The 15,300-nt window shown below is 51.0% G+C and carries 16 protein-coding genes; 1 reads left to right on the top strand and 15 read right to left on the bottom strand.

What is annotated here, in order from left to right; genetic code table 11:
- Positions 1-5: 5 nt before the first annotated feature.
- The 15 genes from HNQ92_RS14450 to lhgO all read right to left on the bottom strand — a co-directional run bounded on the left by HNQ92_RS14450 (position 6) and on the right by lhgO (position 13,439).
- On the bottom strand, positions 6-782 hold the full coding sequence (locus HNQ92_RS14450) for a cell division protein FtsQ/DivIB (protein ID WP_184174765.1): 777 nt from the start codon (positions 780-782) through the stop codon (positions 6-8).
- A 38-nt stretch (positions 783-820) separates the two neighbouring features.
- Complete coding sequence (gene murC / locus HNQ92_RS14445) at positions 821-2,218, bottom strand: UDP-N-acetylmuramate--L-alanine ligase (RefSeq protein ID WP_184174764.1); 1,398 nt, start codon at positions 2,216-2,218, stop codon at positions 821-823.
- A gap of 45 nt (positions 2,219-2,263) precedes the next feature.
- Entirely contained in the window at positions 2,264-3,361 is a 1,098-nt protein-coding gene (murG, locus tag HNQ92_RS14440) for an undecaprenyldiphospho-muramoylpentapeptide beta-N-acetylglucosaminyltransferase (protein ID WP_184174763.1), read from the bottom strand.
- Positions 3,362-3,364: 3 nt separating this feature from the next.
- On the bottom strand, positions 3,365-4,522 hold the full coding sequence (locus HNQ92_RS14435; protein WP_221307459.1) for an FtsW/RodA/SpoVE family cell cycle protein: 1,158 nt from the start codon (positions 4,520-4,522) through the stop codon (positions 3,365-3,367).
- A gap of 13 nt (positions 4,523-4,535) precedes the next feature.
- Complete coding sequence (murD, locus tag HNQ92_RS14430; protein ID WP_184174762.1) at positions 4,536-5,885, bottom strand: UDP-N-acetylmuramoyl-L-alanine--D-glutamate ligase; 1,350 nt, start codon at positions 5,883-5,885, stop codon at positions 4,536-4,538.
- A gap of 138 nt (positions 5,886-6,023) precedes the next feature.
- On the bottom strand, positions 6,024-6,353 hold the full coding sequence (gene mscL / locus HNQ92_RS14425; protein WP_184174761.1) for a large-conductance mechanosensitive channel protein MscL: 330 nt from the start codon (positions 6,351-6,353) through the stop codon (positions 6,024-6,026).
- A gap of 61 nt (positions 6,354-6,414) precedes the next feature.
- Positions 6,415-7,344: a DUF3078 domain-containing protein gene (locus tag HNQ92_RS14420; protein WP_246440182.1), complete on the bottom strand. Its 930-nt coding sequence runs from the start codon at positions 7,342-7,344 to the stop codon at positions 6,415-6,417.
- Between the two features lie 26 nt (positions 7,345-7,370).
- The gene (locus HNQ92_RS14415) at positions 7,371-8,198 is read right to left on the bottom strand and encodes a mechanosensitive ion channel family protein (protein WP_184174760.1); all 828 of its coding nucleotides are present in this window, start codon (positions 8,196-8,198) and stop codon (positions 7,371-7,373) included.
- Positions 8,199-8,229: 31 nt separating this feature from the next.
- Complete coding sequence (locus HNQ92_RS14410; RefSeq protein WP_184174759.1) at positions 8,230-8,412, bottom strand: hypothetical protein; 183 nt, start codon at positions 8,410-8,412, stop codon at positions 8,230-8,232.
- A 6-nt stretch (positions 8,413-8,418) separates the two neighbouring features.
- Positions 8,419-9,045, bottom strand: coding sequence for an RNA polymerase sigma factor (locus tag HNQ92_RS14405; RefSeq protein WP_221307458.1), 627 nt, complete (start codon positions 9,043-9,045; stop codon positions 8,419-8,421).
- A 128-nt stretch (positions 9,046-9,173) separates the two neighbouring features.
- Positions 9,174-10,010: a translation elongation factor Ts gene (gene tsf, locus HNQ92_RS14400; protein WP_184174758.1), complete on the bottom strand. Its 837-nt coding sequence runs from the start codon at positions 10,008-10,010 to the stop codon at positions 9,174-9,176.
- Positions 10,011-10,171: 161 nt separating this feature from the next.
- Entirely contained in the window at positions 10,172-10,990 is an 819-nt protein-coding gene (rpsB, locus tag HNQ92_RS14395; RefSeq protein WP_184174757.1) for a 30S ribosomal protein S2, read from the bottom strand.
- Positions 10,991-11,139: 149 nt separating this feature from the next.
- Positions 11,140-11,526, bottom strand: a complete 387-nt coding sequence (gene rpsI, locus HNQ92_RS14390; protein WP_184174756.1) for a 30S ribosomal protein S9 — start codon at positions 11,524-11,526, stop codon at positions 11,140-11,142.
- Positions 11,527-11,555: 29 nt separating this feature from the next.
- Entirely contained in the window at positions 11,556-11,999 is a 444-nt protein-coding gene (gene rplM, locus HNQ92_RS14385) for a 50S ribosomal protein L13 (RefSeq protein ID WP_184174755.1), read from the bottom strand.
- A 240-nt stretch (positions 12,000-12,239) separates the two neighbouring features.
- Positions 12,240-13,439: an L-2-hydroxyglutarate oxidase gene (lhgO, locus tag HNQ92_RS14380; RefSeq protein ID WP_184174754.1), complete on the bottom strand. Its 1,200-nt coding sequence runs from the start codon at positions 13,437-13,439 to the stop codon at positions 12,240-12,242.
- Between the two features lie 238 nt (positions 13,440-13,677).
- Between lhgO and HNQ92_RS14375 the strand changes: the two genes are divergently transcribed.
- Entirely contained in the window at positions 13,678-15,294 is a 1,617-nt protein-coding gene (locus tag HNQ92_RS14375) for a hypothetical protein (RefSeq protein ID WP_184174753.1), read from the top strand.
- Positions 15,295-15,300: the final 6 nt, after the last annotated feature.

Raw genomic sequence — 15,300 nt, 5'->3', positions numbered from 1 at the left:
GGTTATTATTCGCAAACAATTTGATCCCGAAACTTTACACTTATTTTAGAGTAACGACTCCAGTCGGTGTGCATTACTTCTTCATAAAAAATACGAAGTTTTGTCAACTTCGGCTCGATGTTTTCAGCCAAACCAAATTCGACCCGCTGATTGCCCAAAGCCGTTAGTAGCTCTACCTCGCCTTCTTTATCCACTATTAACTGTATCACTTGGGCTTGCCAAAAGGCATCGGTGGTCACAAACCGAATCAGATCCAATACGGATTTGCCCTTTTTGCCATTTAAGTCGTTCAAATTTTGAAAAAAAGGTCCGGATACTAAAAGAGTCCGGGCCGAAAAACGGTCGGACAGAGGCAGAAAACTACCTTCTTCGTTGATATAGAATCCATCAGTTTTGCGCCATTCGCCATTACGCGAACTAGTAACCCAACGAGCTAGCGGCTTCTCTTGTTCTACCTCTATTACTAAATTTCCGTCCAAATCGCGGAATACCTGGCAATTCTTAACAAGTTTATTTTTTTTTACCCGCTGCTCAAGAACCCCCAGCGGCAATTCGCTGTGCTTATTGCCCTGCAACGGATCACTGCCATTATTTGTTAATAACTTTTCTACGTCCGTTTGGTTTACAAATCTCATCCCTGATTCATAATCTACCTTCACCACGAGATCCTTACACCGCAGTTTGCTTAGCTTCCGCTCGGCCATTCCTACGCATAGGAGTAGTAAGAGTAACCAAATACTACGGTTAAACCAAGGCCAGAGGTAGTCAAATTTACGTAACATGGGGTTAACTTTCAAAAGGGCTAGGCAGATTAATACGATTAATTAGTAAAAGGATGCAGAAGCGTTTTTTTAATCGGCTCTACGAGCTGATCAATATCACCCGCTCCGATCGTTACCACGATGTCGGTTTCCAACGTACGTAGTTTTTCTACCAGCTCATCCTTAGAGCAGATCCTTTTATCTTCCAGCGTGACCAGGTTAAGTAGCATGGCGGACGTTACGCCGGGCAGGGGTTGTTCGCGGGCCGGGTAAATATCCAGCAACAGCAGTCGGTCGGCCAGCGAAAGGCTTTGGGCAAATCCATCCGCAAAGTCCCGCGTCCGGCTGAAAAGATGAGGCTGAAAAATAGCCGTAATATGCCGCTGAGGAAATAACGCCCTCACCGACCCCAAAAAAGCTTCGATTTCGGTAGGATGGTGCGCGTAGTCATCGATGAGAACTTGGTCGTCCGTTTCCAAGTGAAACTCAAACCGGCGCTTTACGCCGCTGTAGGTACCTAGCCCCTCCTTTACCTGCTCGGGGGTTACGCCCAGCTGCAAGGCCACGGCGGTGGCTCCCACGGCATTCTCAAGGTTGTGGTAGCCAGGTACTTTCATGCTAATGTCTTTAATGATTCCGGTGGGGTAAACGATATCAAACACAAACCGGGCTTTCTCAATCCGAATCGAGTCACTATGATAATCGCCTTCTCGTAAACCGTATTCAAGTACCTGGGCACGGGTACTATCCGCCAGGGCGAGCCCCTTTCGCATAAAAAGTACCCCTTCGGGACTGATCTGCCCCACAAAGGCCCGAAAGGATTCGAGCATCGTTTCGTGCTCCCCGTAGATATCCAGATGGTCGGCGTCAGTAGAGGTTACGATAGCCATAGCAGGGTGCAGGGTTAGAAAGGAACGGTCGAATTCGTCGGCCTCTACTACACAAACGATGCTTTCCGGATCATCGGTAGGTTCGTTCAATAAAAAATTAGTACCGTAGTTCTGCGTAATCCCTCCCAGGAAGGCCGTGCAATTCACCCCCGCCTGCCGCAACAAATGGGCCACCATGGAAGAAGTGGTGGTTTTTCCGTGCGTCCCGGCTATCCCGACAGTCCGGAGGGCCTGCGTAAGCCAGCCCAGTACCTGGGATCTTTTCTGCATGGTAAAACCGTTCGCCCGAAAATAGGCCAGCCCCTGGTGGTCGGCGGGAATGGCGGGTGTATAAACTACCAGCGTTTGGCTAGGGTCTGCTAAAAACTCGGCCGGAATAGCCGACAAACGATCTTCAAACGAAACGCGTACTCCTTCCTTCTGAAGGGCACCGGTGAGCGTCGTTGGCGTGCGGTCGTAACCCGCTACGGCAAAGCCATTGATGCAAAACCAACGCGCCAAAGCACTCATGCCAATCCCCCCCACCCCTATAAAATATACGTACTTCCAGCTGGTGTCAAAACTCATTTTTGTTCTTGATTAAAAATAGGTACCTAAGCCGTTTGGATCGTATCAAGGCACTAATTTCAGTACTTCCTGCGCAATATCATGGGCGGCCTCGGGGCGGCCTAACGCCTGAATGTTTTCCCGAAGTTCGGCTTTTTTGGCGGGATCTTCCATGAGTTTCAGAGCCGACTCTACGAGTTCCTGCCCGGCGTGCGCGTCACTCACCAGGAGGGCCGCATTCTGCCGCACCAGGCTCATGGCATTTTTGGTCTGGTGGTCCTCGGCTGCCGCCGGAAAAGGAACCAGGATCGCAGGCTTGGCCGCCAGGCACAGCTCCGATACCGACAAAGCACCGGCTCGGGAGATAACCACATCCGCCACGGCATACGCTAAATCCATTTCGTAAATAAAAGCAAACGCCTTGATACGCCCCGCCTTGGCGGTTTCGATAGCCTGCTGGGCCGTTTCAATGTAAGCGGTACCGGTTTGCCAAAGTACCTGATAACCCGCCGCCTGCAACTTTTTAAGTCCCGCACTGATGCTCTCGTTGATGGTACGAGCGCCCAGGCTACCGCCCATCACGAAGAGCGTCTTGCGGCGGTCGTCTAAACCAAAATGAGCCAGCGCTTCAGCCCGCTTCTCGCCGGCTTGTACAATATCGCGCCGAACGGGGTTGCCCGTTACTTTAATCTTCGCCGGAGGAAAAAAAGCTTCCATACCGGGGTAGGCTACACAAATAGTTCGCGCCCGGCGGGCCAGTAGTTTATTGGTAATACCGGCGTAGGAGTTTTGTTCCTGAATCAAGGTAGGAATACCCATCAGGGAGGCGATCATGAGCAAGGGACCGCTGGCAAATCCACCTACACCCACGGCTACATCGGGCCGGAATTGGCGCAGCAAGGTACGTGCCTTGAGCAGGCTTCGGGTCAGCTTATAGGGAAAAGCCACATTGCCCAGAGAAACGTCCCGCCGAAGCCCTACGATCGGTAAGCCTATGATGGCATAGCCTGCTCTGGGTACCTTTTCCATTTCCATTTTCCCCTCAGCCCCTACAAATAATATCTCAATGGACGGGTCTTCTTCCTTCAACGCATGGGCAATGGCAATAGCCGGGTAGATGTGCCCACCCGTTCCTCCTCCACTGATTATGATACGTTTAGGCATTCTTTAAATGTTTTTTTCGTCAAATTCGCCCCGACTAATACTGAGCATCATACCTACGGCCAGTCCAGTAAACCACATAGAAGTACCCCCCTGGCTAAATAGCGGCAACGTTTGACCCGTAACCGGCAGCAGGCCTACCGTAACTGCCATGGCCGTGAGGGCCTGAAACACGATGCTGAACGTAAGCCCCGCCGAAAGCAGCCCTCCGAAGGGCCTCTTCGTGACGTCAATCGCTTTTAGACCTCGGTACAGCAACGTTAGGAAAAGCAGCATCAGGGCCAGCCCCCCTAAGGTACCGTATTCTTCGACGGTAATGGCAAAAATAAAGTCTTTCTGGGGCTCGGGCAGAAAACGCCTCTGCCTACTTTTCGCGACTCCTTCTCCGCGGATACCCCCGCGCGCCATAGCCATGTAGGATTGCCGCGATTGGTACACGACCGTATCGGGGTTAAAGAAGGTCTGGACCCGACTTTGGGCAGTACCCGACCGCTGGGTAGTTCGAAGTACTACGGTAACCGTTGCGAAAAAAGCCAGAGCCAGGCCCGTTAAAAATAAGTAGCGAACGGGTACTTTGCCCACGTACATCAGCAGAATGCAAACCCCCGCCAGCAAAACGGCCGTGGATACATTGCTCGGAAAGATTAATCCACAGACAATACCGACCAGCAAAACGGGCTCTGTTAAAAGTTCGCGAGGGCTCCAACGACCCTTGATGTGCTTGGCCAGTACCAGCGATAAGTGAGTAATGAGCGCGACCTTGGCAAATTCGGAAGGTTGAAAACGCTGACCGATGAGGGGTATTTCAATCCAACGGGCCGCGTCGTTAACTACTTTTCCGTTGAAAGCCGCAAAAAGCAGGAGCGGCACGGAGATCCAGACGCTCAACCTCGAAAAGCGCGCAAACTTGATATAAGGTACCCGGTGCACAAAGTACATAATCACCAGGGCCGAAAGGCATAGAAGCGAATGCTTGATCAGGTAGTATTCCGTATTTCCCTGGCGCTCCCGGTAGGCGTCTTTTACACTGGCACTATATACAACCGGGATACTCCAGAGCATCAGGAAAATGCACACTGCCCAAATCCAGCGGTCCCCCTTAAGGTTTTGGGAAAACCAGGACTGCGTGTCCTCCTTGATTCTGTGTACTAGTTCTATGACCATAAAAATCCTGCGCTTAGGTACCTATCAAACGATGTACGGCGGTTTTAAACTGCTCTCCTCGATCTTCGTAATTCCGAAACAAGTCAAAACTGGCACAGGCCGGTGAGAGCAGTACCACGTCTCCCGCCTGGCTCCACGAACGGGCTTTCTCGACTGCCTCGTGGATGCTGTCCGTAGCAAAAAACTGAGGCACGAGGGGTGCAAAGTACCTGGTGAGCTTGGTATTATCTTTTCCGAGGGCAATAAAGCCCTTCACTTTGGTACGTACTAATTCTGCTATCTGCTGGTAGTCGTTGCCCTTGTCCACGCCGCCAGCAATCAAAATGAGCGGCTGGTCAAAACTACCCAGCGCGTAAAATACCGAATCGACGTTGGTGGCTTTGGAGTCATTCACGTACCTCACTCCTTCAAACGTAGCGATCGTTTCCAGCCGGTGCGGCGCGTTCTGAAAGCTTCTCAGCCCGTCACGGATCTGATCGGGCGTGAGCCCTACCGACTGCGCCACCAGAATAGCGGCCATAGCATTGATGGCGTTGTGGGTACCCGGCAGGGGAAGCTCAGCCAGGCTTTGCTCGAAAACCTGGCCGTGGCTCGTTACTTTCAGCGTGTCGTTTCGCAGACAACCGCCCTGGGAGGGGTGGTCTTCCAGGTGGATGGGCCACTGGCGGGCAGGTAGAGCGCCTTTGGCCAGCTCCGCGCGGATGGGCTCGCTGCCGGCGTAGTAAATAAAATCATCCTCGGAGGTTTGGTTCTGCACAATCCTGAACTTGGCGTCGACGTAGCTTTGAAAGTTGTACCCGTACCGATCCAGGTGATCTGGCGTAATGTTGAGCAATACCGCGATATTGGCCCGGAAACGGTACATATTGTCCAGCTGAAAGCTACTCAGCTCCAGCACGTAGTACTCGTACGGCTGATCCATCACTTGCTTGGCAAAGCTTTCTCCAATGTTGCCTGCCAGGCCTACCGATAGGCCCGCGCTGCGAAGCAGATGATAGGTCAGAAGGGTCGTCGTGGTTTTGCCGTTACTGCCCGTAATGGCAATGAGCTTGGCCGAGGTATAGCGCGAAGCAAACTCTATTTCGGACACGACGGGTATGCCTTTTTGGTAGAGCTTACTCACCAGGGGGGCATTATCCGGGATCCCGGGACTTTTTACTACTTCACCGGCACCCAGAATCTGGTCTTCAGAATGTTGTCCTTCTTCGAAAGGGATTCCCTGCTGCTCAAGGAGCTGACGGTACTTGGGCTGGAGGCTTCCCCCGTCAGACAAAAAAAGGTCAAGGCCCTTAGCCTTAGCCAGTAAGGCCGTACCGACCCCGCTTTCGCCGCCGCCTAAGATCACCAATTTTTTTTGCCCCATCGAAATAGCTATTACTGGAAAGTAAATTTCGGGGATTTTAGCGCTCTAAAGCAAACAAAAGGCTCTCTTCTTACAAATTAATTTAGGCGAAGAGGCCATCCCCGCGGGCGGCCTCTTCGGTGGCTGCTGGTTGGGTACTTATTGCTTTTTCAGTGACTCGGAAAATCTAACGCGATTGGCGGCCTTCACAATCAGGAAAATCACCCAGGCTATGATCAAGAATTGGAGTAATACCTGCAGGAAATTACCATACCGAATCGCCACTTCGGGTTCTTCCCCAACGGCCGCTTTGAGAACCACCTTGAGTTCTTCAAAATTGACCCCACCAATCGCCAGCCCCAGGATAGGATTGATGATGTCCTCTACGAGGGAGGTCGTAATTTTTCCAAAGGCCGCCCCAATGACGACCCCAACGGCCAGGTCGAGCACGTTGCCTTTGGCAATGAAGGTTCTAAATTCGTTTAGCATGTTAGTAAGCAAATTAGAGTGAGGTACTTGATAAGTGCAATGTAAAAGCGGGGTAAGCTACTCAAAACTTATATATAAATCCTACTGCCAACGACTGCGCATACTGAATATCGGTACTTTGATCTTCATCGTAAATCAAGATGGCCGTTATGTTTACATTCATGTACCTATTGACTTTGGCCGTCAGCGAAGCATCCAGCCGGTTGTCCATTGCTCTCAGGTTATCGTAGCTGGCGTAGAGTAAGTACCTAAACTTCAAATTGACGTTTTTGGCTATTTCCCGATCAAAGTTGGCTACTACCTGCATCAAAGCCACTTCATTCCGAACCGTCCGGCCGATGGGTACCCCGTAGTTTCTTTGCTCCGGGGTATTGACGTAGAGCTGCTTGTCCGCCACGATGGTTTGCCGAACAGCCCCCGGCGAAAAGCTAATAAAAAAGTAAGGTACCGGCTTGTATTCTACCCCCAGGGCCTCGGTCACGTAGGCCGGGGCAAAGAAACCAGACACCTTCCGCTGGGTTTCGCGACCGTCGGGGGTACGCTCGTAGATATAGCCCGGAGCAAACTGCGTCAGCAGGTTCAGGGTACCTATAAAACTCCACTGCGGACTAAACTGGCGGCTGTACTTCGTATCGAAAAAAATCCGATCTACGTTTTTTCGGCTCTCCTGCCCCCGGTTCTTCACCACGCCGTATTGCGTCTGTAGGTCATTTCGCCAGGAGTTGCTCCCCTTTTTGTATTCGGCCACGGCGTTAAAAAACAGTCCCAGGGCGATGGAATTAACCCCGCCGCCCGTCCAGTTAGAACTGAAGGTACCTTGGTTCAGGTTGGCCCCAAACTCCGTTTTGCGTTTCCAGGAAGTATCCTTGACGGCCTCTTTTTTAGCCACTACCTTGATGGAATCAATCAAAGCCTCTACGGCGTCTTCCTGAGCCCACAGGGGAGCGCTGCTCAGCAACGTGATTAACATGCTGACTAAAAACTTTTTCATACTATTCTACATTGTTGGCCAGAGGGTTAGCCGTGTATCTCAACTTTCTTATTCTGAAACTGCTGCAGGGGAATTACCGTTCGGGTTGTTTCGTGCTGAACGGTAATTGACGTGCTATCCACCTCCACGATGGTCCCTCGTACTTCGTCTATTTGAACGACTTGCCCTTCCTGGTACTTATTGCGCGTATAGAAGGAGGCGATCATGTTGGCAAGTACATCCCGCGAAGACAGCCCGTAGCCCAGTGCAAACGCAACCACGATTCCGCCCAGTATTAAATTAAAACTGGATTCGAGCAGCTGCGTATTGATACCTATTTGCCCGAGTGAACTTATGAAAGTTATGACTAAAAAAAAAACAAAAACCAGATTACCGATGAGCGTAGCCGAAGGTACATTGAAGGATTTGCAAAGCGTCGTAACGGCCGACTTGATGGCATCGGCCAGCATAATCCCTACTTGTAGCATGATGGCGGCCGCGATAAGCTTAGGGATGAAGTTGACCAGCGAAAGTACCATGCTGGTAATGGCGTCTACGCCGAGGGTTTCGGTAGCGGCCGTCAGGAAAACCAGCAATATGAAGTAGTAAAGTACCTTGGCAATGATAAGGCTGAGCCTGATTTCCGCTTTTAGCTGTTTGATGATCCCAATTTCGTTCAGCTTTTCACCCACCCGGTCGAAGCCGATCCGGCCCAGTAGATTTCTGACCACCAGTGAAACCGATTTAGCGACGAGGTACCCCACCAGGATAATCACACCGCATCCGATGAGCCGGGGCACGAAGTCCACGAATTGGTTAATCAGTGTATTAAAGGTATTAATCAGGATTTCAGAAAGATTAGGAATTGTTTTCATAGTATAGAAGTATAGTGTATCGCAGTTACATTCATTTTTCTTCCAAAGGTACCACGCTGAGCAAGGCCGTGTCCAGAAAAACACTGGTGAACAGGGCAACTACCTGCATGGAGTCCCGGATGAAATCAATCTCAGATAGTAATACCTTTTGCAAATGGGCCGGCACATGGGCGTCCGGTTCTAAATCGGGGAATAACTCATTCAAATTGTTCATGATGCATTAATTAATAAGGTACTTTATCAATTCCAGTAGCTTGGACAGCAGCAGCCCCAGGAAGAGCATGGTTTCAAAGTACCTTTTTCGCAGCTTGGCTCTGGATCTGAGCAAGCGCATCTTCACGGCACTCTCCGTTACGCCCAGTACCTCCGCGATCTCCCGGATGCTCATGTCATCCTGGTACTTCATCATCAGGAGCGTCTTCTCGTCGGTATTCAGCTGCGCCATGGCTTGCTGTAGTCGCCTTAGCTCTATTTCATCCTCTTCAAAAACGGAGTCCAGATCTGCCTCGGCCGGAGTCATTATCTCTTCCTCTCCGTACACTTCTCCTCGTTTTTGCACCACCCGCAGTTGATCCATGCAGTAGTTGTAGGTAATGGAGTACAACCAGGTCGAGAACCGGGCATTCTCTTTGAAAGTACCTAGCTTTAGGATCAATTTAAGAAAGATGTCGTGCGTAAAATCTTCGGCTTTGGCTGGCTCTTTTACCAGAGACAGGCACTTTCGATATACCTTGTCGGCGTATCGTTCGTAAAGCGCTTCAAAGTAGCGGTTACGTTGCGTAGTGATAAAAAGATGCACCAGTTCTTCATCGCTATACGTTTGTATAGATTTTACTATGACTTCCATGCGTAGAAAAAGTAACTGATTTGACGAATGATTATTTAGAGCGCCCAATGGCAGTTCAAATAACCTAAAAAAGCCTTGCATCTGAAAGATACAAGGCTTTGCTAATCAAATACTTTTATTGAACGTTGTTACGCACCAATGGATATACGTTTGAAGGAGCTAACAGTCAGCCCCTTGGCCGTTTTTTCCAGAAGTTGGCGTATCGTTAGAGACGAGTCTTTTACAAAATCCTGGTTCAGAAGTGTTTTCTCGCGGTAGAACTTCTGTAGTTTACCCATCGCAATTTTTTCAAGCATGGCTTCCGGTTTTCCTTCGGCCCGCGCCTGATCCTTGCCAATTTCGATTTCCCGCTCCACGGTAGCCGAATCTACTTCGTCCTTATCTACCGCTACGGGATGCATGGCCGCGATCTGCATGGCTACGTCTTTGCCTAGCTCGGTAACATCTGTACCCGGAGCTCCGGCAAAGGCTACCAGTACGCCCAGCTTTCCGTTGGAGTGAATGTAAGGTACTACCTGATCAGCCGTTAGGTTTTCGTAGGCTACAATATCCAGCTTTTCTCCCAGTTTTCCGGTCAGGTCGATCAGGTGCTCGTTGACCGTCCGTCCGTCGGCCAGCGTAGAAGCCAGCAATGCTTCTTTATCCGCCGGGCTAGTGGCTACCGCCTGGCTCAGAATCGTTTGGGCCAGGGTTTTGAAATCTTCTACCTTGGATACAGGCTCCGTTTCACACGCCAGTGCCACGAGCTGTCCGTTGGTTCCGTCTTCGCTGATGTGTACCAGGATAATTCCTTCGGACGTAGCGTTTTCTGCCCGTTTGGCGGCTACCTTTTGTCCTTGTTTGCGAAGTATATCTACCGCTTTATCAAAATCGCCATCGGCTTCGGTAAGAGCCTTTTTGCAGTCCATCATTCCGGCGCCGGTCATCTGGCGAAGTTTGTTTACATCTTGCGCAGTAATTGCCATGATTCTGTAATTAATGAATGTTACGTTTGGATCAAATTTCAGAAAAAAAATATATTCTATTTTAAATAGAGTAGCCCATAGCGGCGAAGCTACGGGCTACTCATCTATATTCGGATACTAATCATTAGTCAATTTCCGAACCGTACTTCGCCATGGCGTGATTACTCTTCGTCTTGTTCTTCAACCGCCGCGCGGGGAGCCTCTACGGGTGCCTCTTCGCTACCGGCAGGAGCATCTACCTGACGTTTTGCTTCTTCTTCTTCTACCAGGCGTTGGTCGTCCTTATCCTGCTTACGTTCCATCAATCCCTCTTCGATTGCTTTGCCGATGGCCAGCGTGATCAAAGAAATGGATTTGTAAGCATCGTCGTTGCCCGGAATGGGGAAGTCAACCAGATTGGGGTTCGAGTTGGTATCGCAGATCGCGAATACGGGAATATTCAGTCGTTGTGCTTCCGAAACGGCAATGTGCTCACGCTTTACATCTACCACGAACAGAGCGGCCGGCAGGCGGGTTAGGTCAGCTACACCCCCAAGTACCCTCTCTAGCTTTTCTTTTTCGCGGCTCAGCATCAGGCGTTCGCGCTTCGCTATATTGCTAACCGTGGTTTCGTCTTTGAGCATCTTTTCGAGGCTCTGCATTTTCTTGAGCGATTTGCGAATCGTGCCGAAGTTGGTCAGCATTCCTCCCAGCCAGCGGTCGGTGACGTAGGGCATTTTGAGGCGCTTGGCTTCTTCGGTTACAATTTCCTGAGCTTGCTTCTTGGTCGCAACGAACATGATCTTCCGACCGGAACGAACAATTTGTTTCAGGGCCGCCTCGGCTTGATCCAGGCAACCCATGGTTTTGTTCAGGTCGATGATATGGATCCCGTTTTTCTCCATAAAGATATACGGAGCCATCCGAGGATCCCACTTACGGGTCAAGTGACCGAAGTGTACGCCTGCATCGAGCAGGTCTTTATATTCTACTTGTGCCATTTCTTATAAATTGGTTAACTAAATTGTACTAAGCAGCACAGTGCACCGGACACAGTAAGCACCGCCTGGACTAAGATGAACTAACTACCTTGAGCGGGGTACTTTCCCCAACGGCTAGTCGAAAAAACAGGAGCCCAGCCCGGCCACGATTAACGTTTCGAGAACTGGAATCTTCTGCGGGCTTTCCGACGCCCGTATTTCTTACGCTCTACCATACGAGGGTCACGCGTAAGGAATCCTTCTTTCTTGAGAGCAGGGCGATTGTCAGCACTGTACTCTACCAAAGCCCGGGCAATGGCCATCCGAACCGCCTCAGCCTGGCCTTTGATACCGCCGCCGCGCACGTTGACTTTTACGTCGTAGCTTTCGCCGGCGTTGATGGTGCTGAAAGGCTGCTGCAGAACGATTTGGTGTACTTCAAAAGGAAAGTACTCCTTGTAATCCCGACCGTTTACCTGGATTTCACCTTTGCCCGGTGTCATGTAGATGCGGGCCACGGCGGTTTTTCTTCTACCTATCTTGTTAATAACTTCCATGAGTTCGCTTTTGCGTCTTTTGAAACGGCTTAGAACTTGATTTCTTTGGGTTGCTGAGCCTGGTGCGGATGTTCAGCACTGGCGTACACAAACAGGTTGGTGAAAAGCTGACGTCCCAAACGGCTCTTGGGCAACATACCTTTTACGGCTTTTTCGATGACGCGCTCAGGGTGCTTACTCAGTAGCTCCCGAGGGGTTTGAAAGCGCTGACCACCCGGATAACCCGTATGACGGACATATACCTTGTCGGTCATTTTGTCTCCGGTCAGCTTAATTTTGTCGGCGTTGATAACGATTACGTTATCACCACAGTCAACGTGGGGAGTAAAGTCAGGCTTGTGCTTGCCACGGATGATCTTGGCGATCTGGCTGGCCAAACGACCGAGCACTTCTCCTTTGGCGTCAACAACGACCCACTCCTTATTCACTGTGTTTTTGTTCGCCGAGATGGTTTTGTAGCTTAACGTATCCACGATTAACAAAAAGATTTATAATTGATTTTCAGTAAATTACTTCATAAAAAAGCAATCCCGCCTGAAAACGGGACTGCAAATATAGAGCTTAACAAATTGAATTACAAGCTGCTGTTCTAAATTATATTCAGGGCAAGGGGCCCACCCAATCGTACGAAGGCTCGTGAAGGTACTTTTTTGGCCAAGACGCCGCCAGCCCAGGTACCTTGTGCCAGGCGCTCAGGTACCTAGAGCTGCCCGTTACAAGCGCGCCAGCACCCGCTCCGAGACCGTTTGCCCGATGGCTAGTGACGACGTAGCCGCGGGGGAAGGCGCGTTGCAGACGTTGACGGCGTAGGTACTTTCCAGAATGGCGAAGTCGTCCAGCAGGCCCCCGTCGTAATCACAGGCCTGGGCGCGCACGCCCGCACCGCCGGGAATCAAATCCTGCTCTCCGATCTCGGGGATGAGTTCCCGTAGGGCTTTGGTAAAAGCCGCCTTGGAAAAGGAGCGGTACATTTCTCCCAGCCCCGTGCGCCAGTACTTGGCTGCTACTTTCCGGAAACCAGGCCAGGCCAGCGTTTCGGATAGTTCACGTAGGTTCAGGTCTAGTTTGCCGTAGCCCTCACGGCGAAAGGCCAGGACGGCGTTGGGGCCCGCCTCGATTCCCCCGCCGATCATGCGCGTAAAATGTACCCCCAAAAAAGGGAAGTTGGGGTCCGGAACGGGATAGATCAGGTTTTTGACCAAGTGGTGTTTTTCGGGGCGGATTTTATAGTACTCGCCGCGAAAAGGTACTATTTGTAGTTTGATGGCTTCGGGCTGGGTCAGCTGCGCTACTTTGTCGGAGTAAAGGCCCGCGCAGTTAACGATCAGCTTCGTACTGTAGCTGGCACCTTGCGCCGTAAGTACCTCTGCCTGCCCGTTACGGTGGCGGATGTTGGTTACTCGTTCGCCAAAGCGAATTTCGCCCCCCAACCTCAGCAGACGCTCGGCGTACTTTTCACTCACCTGCTTGTAGTCGATAATCCCCGTATAAGGTACCCAGATACCTTCCAGGCCCTGGACGTGCGGCTCAATTTCCCGCATTTCTTCCCTGGATATTTTTCGATTATCGGTTAGGCCGTTTTGGATTCCCCGCTCGTAGAGTCCGTTGAGAATGGGTAGTTGCTCCAGCTGCGTAGCGACGACAATCTTGCCGCATAGCTCGTAGGGAATGCTTTCCTGATCACAGAAATCGAGTAGCATGCGGTAGCCCCGAATGCAATTGGTTGCCTTCAGGCTACCGGGCTTGTAGTAAAGCCCTGAGTGAATGACCCCGCTATTATGACCGGTTTGATGCGTTGCTACTTCTGCTTCCTTTTCCAGAAGGAGCAGCCGGAGGCCGGGGCGTTGTTCTTTCAGACGCAGGGCCGTAGCTAACCCCACAATTCCCCCGCCTACTACTAGAATATCGTACATGAAAATACCAGGTGAGTACCCAATAGCCCGAGCGTTCCACTCCGACTACCGGCAATGAGCCCACAAAGTAACGACGCAAAAGCCTAACCCACAATGCCCCGTAGCGCCAAGGTACTTTATAAAGTACCCTATCTTGAGATGGCTTGACTTTGCCTTAGCCTTTTTGCGTGCTTTCCTTATCTTTGCGGCCATCGCACTAGCATCTGGGTACTTCACCAGGTCGGGCGTACCTGTTTTTATGAAAAATACTCCCAAAAACTGGTTAGGCTTCGTGCTGCTTTTCGTGGCGGGGCTCATTCTTACCCACCGTCTCACCCAGTGGCAAGACCTGCAATTCGGGGACGAAACTACCTACCTGGGTTCCGGAGCGGCTTTTGCCATTCCATTTCCAGGCGGTGTCCAATGGGGGCCTCTGTACGCTGCGTGGTACGCATTCTGGCATTTATTTATCCCGGACTTACTGGATCTTTACTATTTCAATTGGGTACTTCTGAGTATTTTAGCTGGGTTGTTGACCTTTGTTTACTACCGTTCATTCCGGGTGAGCTTCTGGATCAGCGTGTTTTGCGCGGTACTTTTTTTATTTTCTCCCCAGAATTTACCCATCAACCCTAAGATTTCGCTCTTTCCGTTCTGCCTCATTCTGGCGGCACTCGCTCTCTTTAATTTCTGGAAAGCCGCACTTCCCGTACGCATCCTGCTGCTGGGTTTCGTAGCGCTACTGTGTGCCTATTGCCGGCCCGAGTTTTATATTTCTTTCCTGCTGGCGATCGGCTGGGCGGCGCTTGTGGCCTTCCGTCGGCGGCCGTGGAGGGGCTATGGCTGGCTCGTAGGTTTCCTGGTGGCCAGCACCTGCCTGCACTTACTATTTGGGCTACCGCTTTCTACGGGCGAAAGCAACCGGAGCAACGACGCCTTTCAGCAACACTTCGTCATCAATTATAGCGATTGGAATGGGCAACCTCAACCGCTCACCATCAAGGAGCAGATGGAGGTATTTCACGGGGTATTTGGGGCAGAGGTAGAATCGATGTCGGACGCCTTTCGGACCAAACCCGGCCTGGTAGTCAAGCATCTTTTCTCCAATTTTCAAAGTACCTTTCAGCATAATCTGCGGAACTTCTGGGCTATTTTTTTTCAGACACTTTTCATTGACTGGTACGCGCGCGCGCGGCTGGTGCTGGTCGGTCTGGTCGTCCTGGCCGCCCTGTTTTTTCTGGATTACCGTAAAACCTGGCGGGGATTGGTCAACGCCTTTGACCTGACTACCTTTGGTGCGACGCTCCTCATGACCCTTCCCGCGCTCCTGGCGGCCATTTTGGTATACCCTCGCGTACACTACCTGGTTTTCCACGTTTTGTGGCTGTTTTACTTTACCGCCCTGCTTTTTAAAAGCGTGTCGTTCCGGGAAGGAGCGGACGTTCGTCAGGTACCTTTGGCGATCAGACAGGGAGTATTATTCCTTCTGCTGCTGGGCTGGCTGGGGATACAGGCCTACCAAGCCCAACGGAGAACCCTACCTACCCCCGCCGCTGACAACGTTCGTTACCTCAATGCGCTAACCTACCAGGGTACTTTGCGCACCCTTGAGCGCGACTGGTACTGGGTTATGCTCCGGCACCATCCGGTTGAGTGGATACACGTGGAAGAACAGCAAGAGGACTTCATTGACTTTGTGCGGCGCAAAGACATCAACCTCATCCTGATGACCCAGGATATGCAACACTTCTACGCCCAAGATGAGAGTTTTCAACTATTCCTGGAAAAGTACCCCCAAGAAGGCTTTCAAAAAAGGGTCACTAACGCGCAGGGAGACTATCTCCTTATTCGGAACTCGCTCCTGCTTAAGCCCTAAGTCTCT

The organism is Rhabdobacter roseus (assembly GCF_014202275.1).
Classification (GTDB): domain Bacteria; phylum Bacteroidota; class Bacteroidia; order Cytophagales; family Spirosomataceae; genus Rhabdobacter; species Rhabdobacter roseus.
This window is presented reverse-complemented; position numbering and strand designations above follow the sequence as displayed.